This is a genomic window from Corynebacterium xerosis NBRC 16721 = ATCC 373 (assembly GCF_001552415.1).
Lineage (GTDB): Bacteria > Actinomycetota > Actinomycetes > Mycobacteriales > Mycobacteriaceae > Corynebacterium > Corynebacterium xerosis.
This window is the reverse complement of the sequence record NZ_BCRD01000002.1, coordinates 459791-474994: the sequence shown is the minus strand read 5'-3', so window position 1 is coordinate 474994 and position 15204 is coordinate 459791. Positions and strand designations below refer to the sequence as shown.

Genomic DNA, 15204 nt, shown 5'->3' with positions numbered 1-15204 from the left:
CCCGGCACCGGGCTGGCCCGACCGGCTATCCGGTGGCGAAGCGGGAGGTGTCCAGCCAATCGCGGGCGGTTTCGGCGGCGTCGGCGCCGTCCTCGACGTCCTCGGTGAGCCTGTCGAGCTCCTCGGTCGACATCGACCCGGCGACGCGGTTGAGCACGTTGACGCGGTCGGAGCGGGTCATCGCGGGCTTGAGGTAGAAGGGCACGATGTGCTGCGGCAGCACGGCGCCGGGGTCGTCGGCGACGGACGCCTCCAGCGCGGCGGCCTCGGCGTCCGACAGACCGTCCTCGCGGCCGCAGCCCTGCGCGTTGGAGGGGTCGGTGGCCATGATCTCGCCGGGCAGCGCCGACGACACCGCCGCGTAGACGCGGTCGCGCCACTCGGGCGACAGGGCCTTGCCGGGGTCGTCGTCGGCGATGTACTCGTCGGCGAGCTCGCGGGCCGTGACCGGGTCGATCAGGCCCAGCAGCTCTCCGGTGCAGCCGAACGACAGCGTCACGCCGCCGGACTGCACCGCCTGCATGCGCTCTTCGGACGGCACGTCGATGACGGCCTCCGCCCCGCGGCCGCGGCGTTCCATCGCGCCGACGTAGACCTCGCCGAGCACGGCCTGCTGGGCATCGGCCAGATCGGCGCCGACCGTGATCGGCTGCGTCTGCACCGGCGGTTCGGGCACGCCGGGATCCTGCGACGCGCAGCCGGACAGCACGAGTGCGCCCGCGACTCCCGCCGACAGCAGCGCCCCGGGCCCGCGGCCGATCGCGCGGCCGACCGTTCGGCGGCGGAGCCGATGACGACGTAAGATCTTCCCGATATGCCGGTCCGCCGCAGGATCCGCCACAGGCTCCGTCGCAGCGTCCATCGCCGTCGCTCCTCGTGATTCTGGCCGGGCGGTCCGGCGGGTTGCCGACGCGGGTGGCCCGCGCCCCGGCTGCCGGTGGGCACCGCCGGGACGTGCGCCGACACGTCGCTTGACGTCGCCAGACTACCCCCGAAGGAGGCTTCCGTGTCCTCGTCCCCCCGACAGGTCCCGCGCCCGAACCGCCGCAAGGCGATCCGCCCGTCGCCCGACGCGATGCGCGACTGCGGCGTCTACGTCGACGGGCACCGCCTGGAGGGCACGTTCGACCACCGCAGCGCGATGGAGGAGGTCCGCAACCGCGGCGAGGGTTTCGTGTGGCTGTCGCTGTCGCGGCCCGACGAGGTCCAGATGGACGCCATCGCCGAGGAGTACGGCCTGCACGAACTGACCGTGGAGGACGCGCTGACCCACCGCCAGCGCCCGAAGGTCGAGATCCACGACGACCACCTGGTCTTCGTCATCCGCTCGGTCCACTACATGCCGGAGGGCACCGGCTGGGACGAGAACGAGAAGATCAGCACCGGCCAGCTGCTGATGGTGCTGGGCCGCAACTACATCATCACCATCCGCATGGGCATGGACCGCGCGCGGCTGAGCCGGTTGGGCGAGCGCGTCGCGGAGGAACCGGAGTTGATCCAGCCGGGCCCGGCCGGCGTCCTCTGGGCGATCACCGACCTCATGGTCGACGATTACCTGCGCACGGTCCAGCAGCTGGAGGATCTCGTCGAGGACATGGAGGACGAGGTCTTCGAGCCGGGGTACGTCACGGACATCGAGGACATCTACATTCTCAAGCGCGAGATCCTGGAGATGCGCCACGCCATCGATCCGCTGACCACGACGCTGCGCACGCTGATGGGCATGCGCGGGCAGCTGATGCCGAAGGCCGTGCGCCGCTACCTGCAGGACGTCCTGGACCACCAGCTGGTCGCGGCGGACATGGCGCAGGGTTTCGACGAGCGACTCTCCGCCCTCATCGACGCCGCGGCGGTGAAGATCCAGCTGCAGCAGAACACGGACATGCGCACCATCTCCGCCTACGCGGCCATTCTGGCCGTGCCCACGGCGCTGGCGGGCATCTACGGCATGAACTTCGACCACATGCCGGAGTTGCACTTGGAGTACGGCTATTTCATCGTGCTGGGCGTCATGGCCGTGGTCGTGGCCTTCCTGGTGTGGCTGCTGCGCCGCAACAAGTGGCTCTAACTTGTGGCTTGACGACGCCCACCGGCGCGCCCAGGCACCCGGACTTTTCGGCGCCGACTACCTGAGTCGGCGCTGGGCCAGCAGGTCGCGGGCCTTTTCGGCGTTGCGGGGGTTGCACAGCACGTCGTAGCGGCCGGCGACGATTTCGGTGGTCGACGCGAAGTCGCGGCGGCCGTTCTGCATGCCGTACGGCACCGCGGCGAGGATGAGGCCGAACACCGCGCCGACGACGACGCCGGTGATCAGCGGCGCGATCCAGTCTTCCTGGAACAGGCCGAGCAGCAGGCCGAAGAACAGGCCCATCCACATGCCGTACAGGGCGCCGCCGCCGAGGACCTTGCCCCACGTCAAACGGCCCACCACCCGCTCGACCTGCATCAGGTCGACGCCGACGATGGTCAGGTCCGACACCGGGAACTCATCGCGGTCCGACAGTTCGTCGACCGCGGCCTGCGCGTCGGCGTAGGTGGTGAAGGTGCCGATGGGCCATCCCTCCGGCGGCGTCGCGGCGGGTTTTCCGTAGGTGCGGCCCTGGGCCATTGCGCTGATGCTCCTCGTGTGTTGGCGTGATTCCACGCGTCCCGTCGTGACTGCACATGTCTCGTCGCGACTTTTCGCGTCTCGTCGTGCGGTCGAATCCCGCACGTTCTCCCCGTTCAACGGCTCGCACGCCCCTTTTGTTCCATGGCCGGACCAGGGCGGGCGTCGGGACGTCGTCAAGCGGGCGCGAAGGGGAAGAGCGATCCGGAACAACGGTTATCCTCGTAGTCATGACTTCCATCGACCGCGTATACGCGGGACGTTTGTCGGGGATGATCGTGCGCAACCCCGACGGCGACGCCATCGGCCGCGCCCGCGACGTGGTCGTGCGGCTGCGGCCTTCCGGCGCGCCGTCGCGGGCGTTGGGGCTGGTCCTGCAGCTGACCGACAAACGCCGCGTCTTCGTGCCGATGGGGCGCATCACCGCCATCGAGCCCAACGAGATCCTGCTCAACTCCGGCCTGGTGTCCATGCGCCAGTTCAAGGCCCGGCCCGGCGAGTCGACCGTGCTCAGCGACCTGGTCGGTTCGAAGGTGCAGATCGACGACCCCGATCTGGAGCACCTGCACGGCGTGCCGCAGGAGCTCACCGACGTGGAGATGGAGCGGTCGCGCACCCGCGATTGGATCCTCACCCGCGTGGCGGTGCTGGGGCCCAAGCGCGGGCTGCGCGGGCGGCGGGCCGTTGCCGTGGCGCCGTGGAATCACGTCCACGGCCTCGGCGCCGGCGCGGAGCCCAGCGACCACGACGCGGAGCTGATCGCGGAGTTCCACGAAATGCGCCCCGCCGACATCGCCGTGGCCATGACCGAAATGGCGCCGGAACGCCGCCGCCGCATCGCCGAGGCCCTCGACGATGAACTGCTGGCCGACATCATCCAGGAGCTTCCCGACGACGACCAGACGGAAGTCCTGGAGGACCTCACCATCGAGCGCGCCGCGGACATCCTCGAGGAGATGGACCCCGACGACGCCGCCGACCTGCTGGGCGAACTCGACGAAAGCCGCGCCGACGTGCTGCTGGAGCTGATGGACCCCGAGGAGTCGCGGGCGCTGCGCCGCCTGATGGTGTTCGAGCCCGATTCGGTCGGTGGCCTGATGACCTCCGACCCGCTGATCCTGCAGCCGACGACGACGGTGGCCGAGGCGCTGGCCCGCGCCCGCGACCCGGAGCTGCCGACGTCGCTGGCGTCGATGGTGTTCGTGGTGCGGCCGCCGACGGCGACGCCGACCGGACGCTACCTCGGCTGCGTGCACCTGCAGAAACTACTGCGTGAACCGCCGTCGACGCAGATCGGCGGCATCCTCGACCCGGACCTGCCGCCCTTGTATGCCGAGGACGACGACGCCATCGCGGCGCGGTATTTCGCCACCTACAACCTGGTGTGCGGCCCAGTCGTCGACGACGAGGGGCACCTGCTCGGCGCGCTGAGCGTCGATGACCTGCTCGACCACATGCTCCCGGAGGACTGGCGCGAGGACGGCATCCGGCCGGACGAGAAGAAGGAAGCGTAGGCCATGGCCAAGGACACCCACCACGGCAGCGTGAACCTGTCGAAGGACCGGTTGGAGCTGGACACGCCCGTCGTCGCCCGGCGCAAGAAGTACATCGACTTCGACGGCGACCGCGTCGGCGAGGTCGCCGAGGGGGTCGCCCGGTTCCTGGGCACCGGCAAGTACCTGGCCATCCAGACGATCATCGTCATCGTGTGGATCGCCCTGAACATCGGCGGCATGTGGTGGAACTGGGACCCGTACCCGTTCATCTTGCTCAACCTGGCGTTTTCGACCCAGGCGGCTTATGCCGCGCCGTTGATCCTGCTGGCCCAGAACCGCCAGGAGGACCGCGACCGCGCCTCCATCGCCGAAGATCGCCGCCGCGCCGCCGAAACCAAGGCCGACACCGAGTTCCTGGCCCGCGAGATCGCCGGCGTGCGCGCCGTCGTCGGCGAAGCGGTCACCCGCGATTACCTGCGCCGTGAACTCGACGACCTCACGGGCGTGCTGGAGCGCATCGAGGCCCGCCTGTACCAGGAGGACCGCCACCCCGACGGGCACCCGGATGATCGACACCCCGGCTCCCACCCCGACCACCGTCAACGATAGGATTCGACGCGATGTCCACGATTACTGAAGCCCAGGTCCGCACCGCCCTTTCCACGGTCGAGGATCCCGAGGTCCGTCGCCCGATCACCGAGATCGGCATGGTCAAGTCCATCGCCATCTCGGAGTCGAACGACGTCGCCGTCGAGGTGTACCTCACCATCGCCGCGTGTCCGATGAAGAACACCATCGTCGAGAACACCGAGGCCGCCCTGAAGGGCCTCGAGGGCGTCGGCGCCGTCACCGTCACCACCGACGTGATGAACGACGAGCAGCGCCGTGAATTCCGCAACGCCGTCCGCGGCTCGGCCTCCGAGCCGGTCATCCCGTTCGCCCAGCCGGAGTCGCGCACCCGCGTGTACGCGGTGGCGTCGGGCAAGGGCGGCGTCGGCAAGTCCTCCGTGACGGTCAACCTCGCCGCCGCTCTGGCCGCGAAGGGCCTGGCGGTGGGCGTGCTCGACGCCGACGTCTACGGCCACTCGGTGCCCCACATGATGGGCTCGGAGGACAAGCCGCACCAGGTCGACGACATGATCATGCCGCCGCAGGCCCATGGCGTATCGCTGATCTCCATCGGCCACTTCGTCGACGACAACGCGCCGGTCGTGTGGCGCGGCCCGATGCTGCACCGCGCCATCCAGCAGTTCCTGGCCGACGTCTTCTGGGGCGACCTCGACGTCCTGCTGTTCGACCTGCCCCCGGGAACCGGCGACATCGCCATCTCGGTGGCGCAGCTGGTGCCCAACGCCGAGCTGCTGATCGTCACCACGCCGCAGATGGCGGCGGCCGAGGTCGCCGAGCGCGCCGGCACCATCTCCCTGCAGACCCGCCAGCGCATCGCCGGCGTCATCGAGAACATGAGCTGGATGGAGATGCCCGACGGCTCCAAGATGGAGGTCTTCGGTTCCGGCGGCGGCGAAACCGTGGCCAAGCGCCTGACGCAGATCACCGGCGGCACGGTGCCGCTGCTGGGCCAGGTGCCGTTGGACACGCGCCTGCGCGAAGGCGGCGACGAGGGGACGCCCATCGTCCTGTCGGAGCCGGAGTCGGGCGCGGGCAAGGCGCTGAGCGACATCGCGGGCAAGCTGTTCACGCGCCGCGAGTCGCTGGCCGGCAAGTCGCTGGGCCTGGGCGTCACGCCGAAGTAGGCCCCCGCCGCGTTACACCGTTGTAAACAACCGACGATCGGGGCCGCGGGCTCTTCCGCCGCAGCCGGTGAAATGCGTATTCTGAACGCCATGTTCAGCCCCCGCGATCTCCCGCTCCCTCTCGTCGGCGCCCCGATGGCCGGCGGCCCGTCGACGCCCGAATTGGTGGCGGCGGTCGCCCGCTCCGGCGGTCTCGGCATGATCGCCGCGGGTTACCTCTCGGCCTCGAAGCTCGCCGAGGTCATCGACGCATCTTTCGCGCTTTACGACGGCTCGCCCTCCCGCCGTCCGGCCCATGGTTTCCCGAACCGGGAGTCGACGGTCGGCGGCCGCATCGGCGTGAACCTGTTCGTACCGAACCCGGACGTCTCCACCGGCTGGCGGGAGTACCGGGATCGCCTGGCCGCCGACTTCCCGAGCGTGGAGCTTCCGGACGAACCGAAGTGGTCCGACGACGATTGGGACGCGAAGATCGAGCTGCTCACCGGTGACGGGGCCGGGGGGACGTCGTCAAGCAAGGCGATGGCCACGGTGACCTTCACGTTCGGGCTGCCGAAGCGGGCCATCGTGCGGGCGCTCAACGACGCGGGCAAGTCCGTCGGCGTAACCGTGACCAGCCAGAACGAAGCCCGGGCGGCGCTGGCCGTCGGCGCCGACTACCTGATCGTGCAGGGCCCCGGCGCCGGCGGACACCAGTCGACGTTCGCCGTCGCGGAGATGCCGGCGGCCGTGGGTTTCCACGCGGGAGTGTCGGGCACGGCGGCGCTGGTGCGATCGGTGCGCGCGCTGACCGACGACTACGCCGTGCTCGTCGACGGCGAGGCCACGACCGTGCCGCTCATCGCCGCCGGCGGCGTCGGCGGGCCCCATGATGTGCGCGTGCTCATGGAGGCCGGCGCCGAAGCCGTGGCGGTCGGCACTCTGCTGCTCACCGCCGGGGAGGCCGGGACCCGGGAGCCGCACCGCAACGCCTTGCTCGCCCACGATCGCGAGACCGTGATGACCAGGTGCTTCTCCGGCCGCTACGCCCGCGCCCTGGAAAACGACTTCACGCTGGAGTACTCCGACGAGGCACCGGCAGCGTACCCGCACGTGCACTTCCTGACCTCGCCGATCCGCGCCGCCGCGACCGCCGCCGGCGATCCCGAGGGCCTCAACCTGTGGGCCGGCGTCGGCCACAAGTCGTGCCGGGCGGCGTCGGCGGAGGAGATCCTCGCCGACCTCGCCCCGTAGCCGCGCCCAAAACACCACCCGCGCCCGCAAACCCCGACATCACCGGACTCGCGGCGCGCGTTCCCCCGCCGCTGCGCCCGCCTGCGCCCGCGAACCCCGACATGTCCGGGCGGCGCTGACCGTTCGTGCATTTATGGTGCCACCGCTTCACATGTGCAGCCCATGACCTGCGACGATGCACAAGCCGAACGGAGGGGTGTAACCGCATATGCATGAAACCGCACGAGCGATCACGGCGCCTCATGCCGAGGAGATGCCATCGATTTTCGCGACCAGCACGAATGCGGTTGCCAACGCAGCGTTGACATCTCCTTGGCACGAAAGCCGGAAACGGCGGCACGGCGAACCCCGACACCAATTGGAACCCCGTCATCAGTTGGCTCGCGGCGCTCACTCCCCCGCCGCACGAGCACAAGCGCGGGGAAAACTAGAGGACGTCGTCGTCGGCCCAGTTGTGGCCGCCGGCCTGGGCGCCACCCGCGTTCGGGTTCGCGGCGGCCGATCCACCGGCGCCGCCGTTGTTGCCCCCAGCCTGGTTGCCACCGGCCGCATTCCCGCCGGCCACGCCCTGCGCGGCACCGGGGTTCGCGTTGGCCGCATTCGCCGCGGCCGCACCCGCAGCACCCGCAGCACCTGCGGCACCAGCACCAACAGCACCCGCCGCACCAGCGGCCCCATCGGCCGCGGCGGCGCCTCCACCTGCGGCGGGCTTGCCGGACAGCAGGTCGAGGTAGGTGTCGTCGCCGTCGAAAAGCGTGCGCGTCAGCGCGGTCTTGGGATTGAGCTTGCGCAGTTCGCTCAGCTCGCCCAGGGGCTTGCGCAGTTCGTCGAAGTCCTCGCCGAGATCGCCGGTGAGCGTCTGCTTCGCATCGTCGATGGCGGTGCGGGCGGCGAGGATCATCGCGCGGACATCGGTGATGATGTGCGGAAGCCGCTCGGGCCCGATCAGCACCAGCCCGACGATGAGTAGAAGGAGAATCTCTCCCCAGCCGACGTTTGAGAACACGGGATCCAACCTTAGCCGCCGCGGCGCCCGATTGCAGGTGGCGGGCGCTCCGGTTGCCGCGGGACTGCTTTGCGACGCCCGCCTACCCCTCGGGAGTGACGTCCAATTCCATGCGCTGGCCGTCGCGGATCAGCGTCACGCGGACGGTGTCGCCGGCACCGGCGGTCCAGATGGCCACGGTGAGCTCATCGGCCGACCCCACCGGCCGGTCGCCGACGGCGGTGATCACGTCGCCTTCGCGCAGGCCCGCGGCGTCGGCGGGGCCGCCGGGGACGATGGTGGCCAGTTCCGCGCCCGCCGCCGCGCCGTTGGTCGAGGTCCGCGCGGTGACGCCGATGTCGGGGTGCACCGGCTGCTCCCCCGCGATGAGCTGCTCGGCGATGCCCTTGGCCATGTTGATGGGGATGGCGAAGCCAAGGCCCTGCGAGCCACCGGACACGGAGAAGATCACCGTGTTGATGCCGATCACCGCACCCCGCACGTCGACCAGCGGCCCACCGGAGTTGCCGGGGTTGATCGACGCGTCGGTCTGGATCGCGTCGGCCGCGCCGTCGGTGTCGGTGCCCTCGCCGGCCAGCCGCACGGGGCGGTTGAGCGCGGAGACGATCCCCGACGTCACGGTGCCGTTGAGCCCCTGCGGCGAACCCAGCGCGATGACGGTGTCGCCGACGCGCACCTGGGACGAGTCGCCGAGCTCCGCGACGGTCAGCCCGGAGACGTCCTCGACCTTGATCACCGCCAGGTCGGTCTTCGGGTCGCGGCCGATGATCCGCGCCGGCACGCTGCGCGCCTCGCCGGCCGCCGAGAACGTCACGGTCAGCTCGGCGTCGGGGATGTCGGCCACGCCGGAGATGACGTGGTTGTTGGTCAGGATGTGGCCGTCTTCGTCAATGACCACGCCGGAGCCGATGCCGCTCATGCCGATGGCCTCGATGTTGATCGCCGCCACCGCCGGCTGCACGCGCTGGGCGACCTCGCCGATCTCGGTCAGGTCTCCGGAGCCGGGCCGCCCCTCGACCTGCCGCAGTTCCACGCGCTGGTGGTCGGCGCGGAACGTCTTGCCCGCCCAGCCGCCAGCGAAACCGCCGATGCCGCCGAGCGCCAACACCACCGCCGCCCCCAGCGCCAGGATCCGCCACGGCACGACCTTGCCCAGCACCACCTCGCGCGCGTCGACGCGCGGCACCGGCACCACGGGCTCGAACGGCGGCACCGCGTCCTTGCGGGCGGCGGCACCGGCGACCATCCGCGTGCCCGGGTTCGACCACGGCGAGTACGGGTCCCCGACGCCGTCGCCGAGGTCGTCGTCGAACAGTCCCCCGCCTCCGTTGCTTGACGACGCCCCCCGCCTTCCCTCCGGGGGCAGCTGCAGTCCCTGGTGGGCCTCGCCGCGCGGGGCGAAGGCGGCATCGCGGGCGACGTCGCCGCTGGAGAGCAGGCGATCGAGGCCGGCGGCATGCCCGTCCAGGCGGCCCCACTCGCGGTACCGGGGATCGGAACCGCCGGTGACGCCCTCGGGCCGTGCGAATGGATTGCGCTCGTTCCGCTCCCCCGTCACTGGCCGTTGCCCGTCTTGCGGATGGTGCGCCACGCCGACTCGATGAACGCCGCGAAAGAATCGGGGCGGCGGTGCGACAGGCTCCGGGCGCCGGGCGCATCCTCCGGCATCTGGTCCCGCGACAGCGATGCCAACCGCTCCCTCAGATCCGCCGGGATGTGCAACTCACCGGAATCGCGCAACCGCCGCGCCGCCTGCCGCTGCCGCGCGACTTCGCGCCGGCACTCGCCGCAGGCCAGCAGATGCGCCTGGGCCCTGCGATGCGCCGTCGGCCCCAACTCCCCGTCGACGAACGCCGCCACCGCCTCGACGCCCAGATGGTCCGTCGACGCGAAATCGTGATGCGGTGATGCCATGACGCGCCTCCTCGGATCATCGGCCGCTGCGGCGGGGACGCGGGGACGTCGTCAAGCGAAAAACGACGCGCCGCACCCCTGCTGAAGTACTTTCCGCCCACGATACCGACGCGGACGGCGCAGGGCCTAGACGACGCGGGCGAGGCGCTCCTGCTCGGCGCGCTCGCGCTCGGCGGCCTCCAGATTCGCGCGCAACTGCGTGCGGGCGCGGTGGATGCGGGAGCGGACGGTGCCCATCTTCACGCCCAGGGTGTCGGCGATTTCCTCGTAGGTCAGGCCCACGACGTCGCACAGCACCACCGCGGCACGGTAATCCGGGTGCAGCGCCGCCAGGGCGCGCTCCAGATCCGGGTCCAGGTTCGCGTCGGCGTACACCTGCTCCGGCGTCGGCGCGGTGCCCGGCACGCGGTCGTAATTCTCCGGCAGCGCCTCCATGCGGATGGCCTGGCGGTGGCGGACCATGTCCAGGAACAGGTTCGTGGTGATCCGGTGCAGCCACCCCTGGAACGTGCCCGGCTTGTAGCGCTTGAGCGAACGGAACACGCGCATGAACGTTTCCTGCGTCAGATCCTCCGCGTCATGCGGATTGCCCGTCAGACGGAAGGCCAGGCGGTAGACGCTGTCGCCGTGCTCCTCGACCAACTGGGCCCACGAGGGCATGTCGCCCGCACCCGCGTCGAAGGCGGCGGTGCCGGTGAGATCCTCGGCCACCGCGGAATCGGCCGTCTCACGGCCGGCATCACGACCCGTATCGCGCACGTCGGCGCGAGCGTCGGTGCGTGCTTGGGAGGAGCCTTCGTCGTTCATGTGGGGTACCTTGCCCTATCCGCCTGGGGGTGGATTGACCATATCCTGATAGTCGGGTGTGAGTACAGTCCCGATTCGGCAACGAACGCACCCGGGTGCACCTGGTTCACCCCCTGTGCGGGTGCACCATCCCCGGCGCGCCCTCCCCGGCCAATCGACCCAGCCGCCCTACACTCGGGCCCGTGACCGATTCCGCAGCTCCGATCTCCGCCCTCGACGCCATGAGCGCCCACATCATCGCCACCGACGTGGCCGATGACGCGCTGGCCGGCGCGCGCGACGACGCCGCCGAATTCGGCTTGGCCACGCCCGACGCCGTCGCCGGCGGCGTGCTCACCGCCATCGCCGCGCTGGCGTCCGCCCGCCGCCCCGACGGGCCCGCCGCCGTCGCCGCGACCCCCGCAGTGGGCGTCGTCGGCCTGCACCTGTTCGCCGGCATGCCGGACAACGCCGTGCTCACGTGCATCGACCCCGAAATCGAGCATCAGAAGCTCGCCCGCGACGCATTCCGCAGCGCCGGCATCGGCCCGTCGCGCCACCGCTTCCTGCCGTCGCGCCCGCTGGACGTGCTGGGCCGCCTGGCGCCGGGCGCCTACGACCTCATCTACGCCGATGTCGCGCCCGCGGAAATCCCCCTGTTCCGTGAGCGGGCGTGGCCCCTGCTTTCCGACGGCGGCGTCCTCATCTTCGCCGGCGTCCTCCTCGACGGCACCATCGCCGACGAGTCCCGCCGCGACCGCGACACCGTCGCCGCCCGCGAGGCCGAGAAGCACCTCCTCGAGCGCGAGGACGCACAGGTCACCCGCCTGCCGATCGGCGCGGGCGCCGTGGCGCTGATCAAGGAGTAAGCCCCACCCCGCCCCGCCGACGCGAGGCGGCCGCCGGTTGAGACGGCCGCCGTGATGGGACGCGCACATGACCACGTCTTCTTCGCCCTCTCCCCACCTGTCCCCCGCACACCACGCTCGGCTCCGCCCCGGTGACCGCGTCGCGGTGCTGTCCCCTTCGTTCGCCGCCCCGTCGATCGGACCGGAGGTCCACGAACAGGCCCTTCGGCGCATCCGGGATGATCTGGGACTCACGCCGGTGGAGTTCCCGACGACCCGTCGTCACGCCGCACCGCCCGCCGATCGCGCCGCCGACATTCAGGCGGCCTTCGCCGATCCCGGGATCAAGGCCATCTTCGCCACTCTTGGCGGCGAGGATCAGATCACCGTGGTCCCGCTTCTCGACGACGACGTCCTCCGCGACCACCCGAAGCCGTTCTTCGGCTACTCCGACAACACGCACCTGCACAACCACCTGCGCGGGCTCGGCCTGACCAGCTTTTACGGCGGTTCGACGCAGGTCCACCTCGGCGCCGGGCCGCACATCGACGACGTGCACCTGCGGTCGTTGCGGGCGGCGCTGTTCGGGGAGGGCCTCGAGGCAGACGCAGATGCGGGCGTCGATGCGCGCGGCGGCGAGCTCGAGATCACCGACCCCGGCGAGATGGAGGACTTCGGCGTCCACTGGGCATCCCGCGATGCGCTGACGCAGTTCGGCGAACGACGGCCGGCGCGCCCGTGGGAATGGGCCGGTCCCGCCGTCGAGGTCGCGGGCCCGACGTGGGGCGGTTGCCTGGAGTCGCTGGTGGAAATCGGCATGGCCGGGCGTTTCCCCGATCTGGCGCAGCTGCGCGGGGCGATCCTCATGGTCGAAACCGCGGAGGAAGTGCCGCCGGTGTCGTGGGTGCGCCGGTGGATGCGGGCGCTCGGTGAGGCGGGGATTCTCGACGAAGTGGCCGGTGTCATCGCCGCCTGCCCGCCGACCGCGACAATGACCGAGGTGCCCGACGAAGCCGCCCGTCGCGGCTACGCCGACGATCAGGCGCTCGCGATCATCTCCACCGTCGCGGCGTACAACCCGGATGCTCCGGTGTGCGTCGGCATCCCCTTCGGCCATACCCGGCCGCAGTGGGCGCTGCCCTACGGCGGGGTCATGCGCCTCGATGGCGCCGACCGCCGCGTCTTCGCTCGCTACTGATCCCCCGCGCCGCAGGGAAACGCTGCTACCGCGCGGAGCCGGCCGCGTCGATGATGGCGGCGCAGAACTGATCCAGGTCGCCCGGGTTGCGCGAGGTGATGATGTTCCCGTCGACGACGAGCGGCTCATCCACCCAGTCCGCCCCGGCGTTGACCAGGTCGGCCTTGCACGACACGTACGACGTCAGCTTCGTCCCCGACGCCAGGCCCGCGTCGATGAGGATCCACGGCGCGTGGCAGATCGCCGCGATCGGGCGGCCGGTCTCGTGGAACGCCTTCACGAATCGCAGCACGCCATCCTCGATGCGCGCCGCATCGGCGTTGAGGGTGCCGCCCGGCAGCACCAGCGCGTCGAACGGCTCGACCTCGGCCTCGTTGACGTCGACGTCGACGGCGAAGGAGTCGGCGTGCTCCCAATCGCCCTTCATCGCGACGAAGGAGCCCTCCGAGTACGACACGATCACCGGCGTGCCGCCGGCGGCGCGGATGGCGCGCATCGGATCGGTGAGCTCCACCTGCTCGACACCCTGGCCGGCGAGCACCGCGATGCGTCGGCCGTCGAGCTTCTTCGCGAAACCGCTGCCCTGGTCATCGGTGGACTGGTTCTGGTTGGCCGAATCCGTCATGGTCTCCTCTTTCCTCGTTCTGCTTGTCTAGGTCGATCAGTTTGTCTTGGTCGTTCTGGTTGCCCCGGTCGTTCGGTGTGCCTTGGTCGTTCGATGTGCCTTGGTCGTTCAACGGGCAACGGGCAACGGGCCCCAGGGACCCATGGTGACGATTATTCACCGATGAGCGATTCCCCGCCACCATGCCCGCCCGCGCACACCGGCCGCACATGCGAAAGGGCCGTGACACGCAAAACAATGCGTGCCACGGCCCGAACGGCAATGGCCGCCGAAAACCGGGGCGACCGCCGGAGAGTCAATCACGCCGACATCGTCAAGCGAAGGCCCGCCCGAAGCGAACCCGCGCGCACCACGCACGGCAGAACCCCGGACCACCGCCGATGGCGGCGGCCGGGGACGCGGGCGAAACTAGATGACTTCGCCCTTGCCGACGGTGACGACGCCACCGGGGCTGATCTTGAAACGCTGCGAATCGCGCTCGTGGTCGACGCCGATGATCTCGCCATCGCCCACCACCACGTTCTTGTCCAGGATCGCGTGGCGCACGACGGCACCGCGGCCGACGCGCACGCCCGGGAAGAGCACGGAACCCTCCACCGTCGCGCCATCCTCGACGATGACGTTGGTGCTCAGCACCGAATTGCGCACGGTGCCACCCGAAACGATGGTGCCCGCACCGACCATGGATGCCTGGGCGATGCCGCCCTGGACGAACTTCGCCGGCGGCAGGTTCTCGTCCGCGAAGGTGTGGATCGGCCACTTCTTGTTGTAGAGGTTGAACACCGGGTGGACGGAGATCAGGTCCATGTTCGCCTCGTAGAAGGCGTCGATGGTGCCGACGTCGCGCCAGTAACCCTTGTCTCGCTCGGTCTCGCCCGCGACGTAGTTGTCCTTGAAGTCGTAGACGTAGGCTTCGCCCTCTTCGACGAGCATCGGGATGATGTCGCCGCCCATGTCGTGATCGGAATCCGGGTTCTCCGAGTCGCGCTTGATGGCCTCGACGAGCGCCTCCGTGGTGAACACGTAGTTGCCCATCGACGCGAACGTGGCCTCCGGGTCATCCGGGGTACCGGGCGGATCCGACGGCTTCTCCAGGAAGCTGGTGATCCGGTTGTTGTCGTCGGCGTCGATGCAGCCGAAGGCGTGCGCCTCCTTGCGGGGGACGCGGATGCCCGCCACAGTCACGCCGGCGCCGGACTCGATGTGCGCCTGCACCATCTGCTCCGGATCCATGCGGTAGACGTGGTCGGCGCCGAAGACGATGACGTGCTCCGGGGCCTCGTCGTACACGAGGTTGAGGGACTGCAGGATCGCGTCGGCCGAACCGGTGAACCAGCGCTTGCCCAGCCGCTGCTGCGCCGGCACCGGAGTGACGTACTGGCCGGTGATGCCGGACAGCTGCCACGCCTGCGAAATATGCCGGTCGAGCGAGTGGGACTTGTACTGGGTCAGCACGCAGATCTTCACGTAACCCGCGTTGACCAAGTTCGACAGCACGAAGTCGATGAGGCGGTAGCTCCCGCCGAACGGAACCGCGGGCTTCGCGCGATCCGCCGTCAGCGGAAACAGGCGCTTACCCTCGCCGCCGGCGAGAACAATGGACAGGACATGTGGTTGACTCCTCACGCCCTCCAACCTACTTGCGTTTTCCTTGTCCCGCTTCCGATGTGACTACCCCCGCACCGGCACCCGCCGCCTCTCCCGCCCGGGCTTTCCCTCCGCTTCGGCCCCGCGAT

The 15204-nt window shown here is 70.1% G+C and carries 15 protein-coding genes; 7 read left to right on the top strand and 8 right to left on the bottom strand.

The window, feature by feature from the left end:
- Positions 1-25 precede the first annotated feature (25 nt).
- Complete coding sequence (locus CX1_RS05030) at positions 26-862, bottom strand: type 2 periplasmic-binding domain-containing protein (RefSeq protein ID WP_146780660.1); 837 nt, start codon at positions 860-862, stop codon at positions 26-28.
- A gap of 144 nt (positions 863-1006) precedes the next feature.
- On the opposite strand from CX1_RS05030, the gene CX1_RS05025 reads away from it, so the two are divergent.
- Complete coding sequence (locus CX1_RS05025; protein ID WP_244465535.1) at positions 1007-2068, top strand: magnesium and cobalt transport protein CorA; 1062 nt, start codon at positions 1007-1009, stop codon at positions 2066-2068.
- Between the two features lie 57 nt (positions 2069-2125).
- Here the strand turns inward: CX1_RS05025 and CX1_RS05020 are convergent, their stop codons facing one another.
- Entirely contained in the window at positions 2126-2608 is a 483-nt protein-coding gene (locus CX1_RS05020; protein WP_046651200.1) for a YflT domain-containing protein, read from the bottom strand.
- A gap of 230 nt (positions 2609-2838) precedes the next feature.
- Between CX1_RS05020 and CX1_RS05015 the strand changes: the two genes are divergently transcribed.
- The 4 genes from CX1_RS05015 (at position 2839) to CX1_RS05000 (ending at position 7091) form a co-directional block, all read left to right on the top strand.
- Positions 2839-4122 carry a magnesium transporter MgtE N-terminal domain-containing protein gene (locus CX1_RS05015; RefSeq protein ID WP_046651201.1) on the top strand — a complete coding sequence of 428 codons (1284 nt, stop codon included), beginning with the start codon at positions 2839-2841 and terminating at the stop codon, positions 4120-4122.
- A gap of 3 nt (positions 4123-4125) precedes the next feature.
- Entirely contained in the window at positions 4126-4713 is a 588-nt protein-coding gene (locus tag CX1_RS05010) for a DUF1003 domain-containing protein (protein WP_060925351.1), read from the top strand.
- Between the two features lie 11 nt (positions 4714-4724).
- Entirely contained in the window at positions 4725-5858 is a 1134-nt protein-coding gene (locus tag CX1_RS05005) for an Mrp/NBP35 family ATP-binding protein (protein WP_046651204.1), read from the top strand.
- Between the two features lie 90 nt (positions 5859-5948).
- Complete coding sequence (locus tag CX1_RS05000; protein WP_046651237.1) at positions 5949-7091, top strand: nitronate monooxygenase; 1143 nt, start codon at positions 5949-5951, stop codon at positions 7089-7091.
- Positions 7092-7518: 427 nt separating this feature from the next.
- Here the strand turns inward: CX1_RS05000 and tatB are convergent, their stop codons facing one another.
- The 4 genes from tatB to sigE form a co-directional block, all read right to left on the bottom strand.
- Positions 7519-8097, bottom strand: coding sequence for a Sec-independent protein translocase protein TatB (gene tatB, locus CX1_RS12880; RefSeq protein ID WP_082719113.1), 579 nt, complete (start codon positions 8095-8097; stop codon positions 7519-7521).
- Positions 8098-8179: 82 nt separating this feature from the next.
- Positions 8180-9655: a S1C family serine protease gene (locus tag CX1_RS04990; protein ID WP_052753315.1), complete on the bottom strand. Its 1476-nt coding sequence runs from the start codon at positions 9653-9655 to the stop codon at positions 8180-8182.
- Positions 9652-10011 carry a zf-HC2 domain-containing protein gene (locus CX1_RS04985; protein ID WP_046651205.1) on the bottom strand — a complete coding sequence of 120 codons (360 nt, stop codon included), beginning with the start codon at positions 10009-10011 and terminating at the stop codon, positions 9652-9654. Before CX1_RS04985 ends, CX1_RS04990 begins: the two co-directional genes overlap by 4 nt.
- A gap of 126 nt (positions 10012-10137) precedes the next feature.
- Positions 10138-10818: an RNA polymerase sigma factor SigE gene (gene sigE, locus CX1_RS04980; RefSeq protein ID WP_082719112.1), complete on the bottom strand. Its 681-nt coding sequence runs from the start codon at positions 10816-10818 to the stop codon at positions 10138-10140.
- 221 nt (positions 10819-11039) lie between these two features.
- Between sigE and CX1_RS04975 the strand changes: the two genes are divergently transcribed.
- A complete protein-coding gene (locus tag CX1_RS04975) occupies positions 11040-11666 on the top strand; it encodes an O-methyltransferase (RefSeq protein ID WP_060925385.1) in 627 nt (208 codons plus the stop codon).
- Positions 11667-11733: 67 nt separating this feature from the next.
- The gene (locus CX1_RS04970) at positions 11734-12843 is read left to right on the top strand and encodes a S66 family peptidase (protein WP_046651104.1); all 1110 of its coding nucleotides are present in this window, start codon (positions 11734-11736) and stop codon (positions 12841-12843) included.
- A 25-nt stretch (positions 12844-12868) separates the two neighbouring features.
- Here the strand turns inward: CX1_RS04970 and CX1_RS04965 are convergent, their stop codons facing one another.
- Complete coding sequence (locus CX1_RS04965; protein ID WP_046651106.1) at positions 12869-13468, bottom strand: type 1 glutamine amidotransferase domain-containing protein; 600 nt, start codon at positions 13466-13468, stop codon at positions 12869-12871.
- 408 nt (positions 13469-13876) lie between these two features.
- Positions 13877-15094 carry a glucose-1-phosphate adenylyltransferase gene (gene glgC, locus CX1_RS04960; RefSeq protein ID WP_046651114.1) on the bottom strand — a complete coding sequence of 406 codons (1218 nt, stop codon included), beginning with the start codon at positions 15092-15094 and terminating at the stop codon, positions 13877-13879.
- Positions 15095-15204: the final 110 nt, after the last annotated feature.

Bases quoted from the DNA above. Each gene is read 5' to 3' on its own strand.
- CX1_RS04985 (WP_046651205.1), bottom strand. From the start codon at position 10,011: ATGGCATCACCGCATCACGATTTCGCGTCGACGGACCATCTGGGCGTC.
- CX1_RS04975 (WP_060925385.1), top strand. From the start codon at position 11,040: ATGAGCGCCCACATCATCGCCACCGACGTGGCCGATGACGCGCTGGCC.
- CX1_RS04965 (WP_046651106.1), bottom strand. From the start codon at position 13,468: ATGACGGATTCGGCCAACCAGAACCAGTCCACCGATGACCAGGGCAGC.
- sigE (WP_082719112.1), bottom strand. From the start codon at position 10,818: ATGAACGACGAAGGCTCCTCCCAAGCACGCACCGACGCTCGCGCCGAC.
- CX1_RS05005 (WP_046651204.1), top strand. From the start codon at position 4,725: ATGTCCACGATTACTGAAGCCCAGGTCCGCACCGCCCTTTCCACGGTC.
- CX1_RS05000 (WP_046651237.1), top strand. From the start codon at position 5,949: ATGTTCAGCCCCCGCGATCTCCCGCTCCCTCTCGTCGGCGCCCCGATG.
- CX1_RS04970 (WP_046651104.1), top strand. From the start codon at position 11,734: ATGACCACGTCTTCTTCGCCCTCTCCCCACCTGTCCCCCGCACACCAC.
- CX1_RS05030 (WP_146780660.1), bottom strand. From the start codon at position 862: ATGGACGCTGCGACGGAGCCTGTGGCGGATCCTGCGGCGGACCGGCAT.
- CX1_RS05015 (WP_046651201.1), top strand. From the start codon at position 2,839: ATGACTTCCATCGACCGCGTATACGCGGGACGTTTGTCGGGGATGATC.
- CX1_RS05010 (WP_060925351.1), top strand. From the start codon at position 4,126: ATGGCCAAGGACACCCACCACGGCAGCGTGAACCTGTCGAAGGACCGG.
- CX1_RS05020 (WP_046651200.1), bottom strand. From the start codon at position 2,608: ATGGCCCAGGGCCGCACCTACGGAAAACCCGCCGCGACGCCGCCGGAG.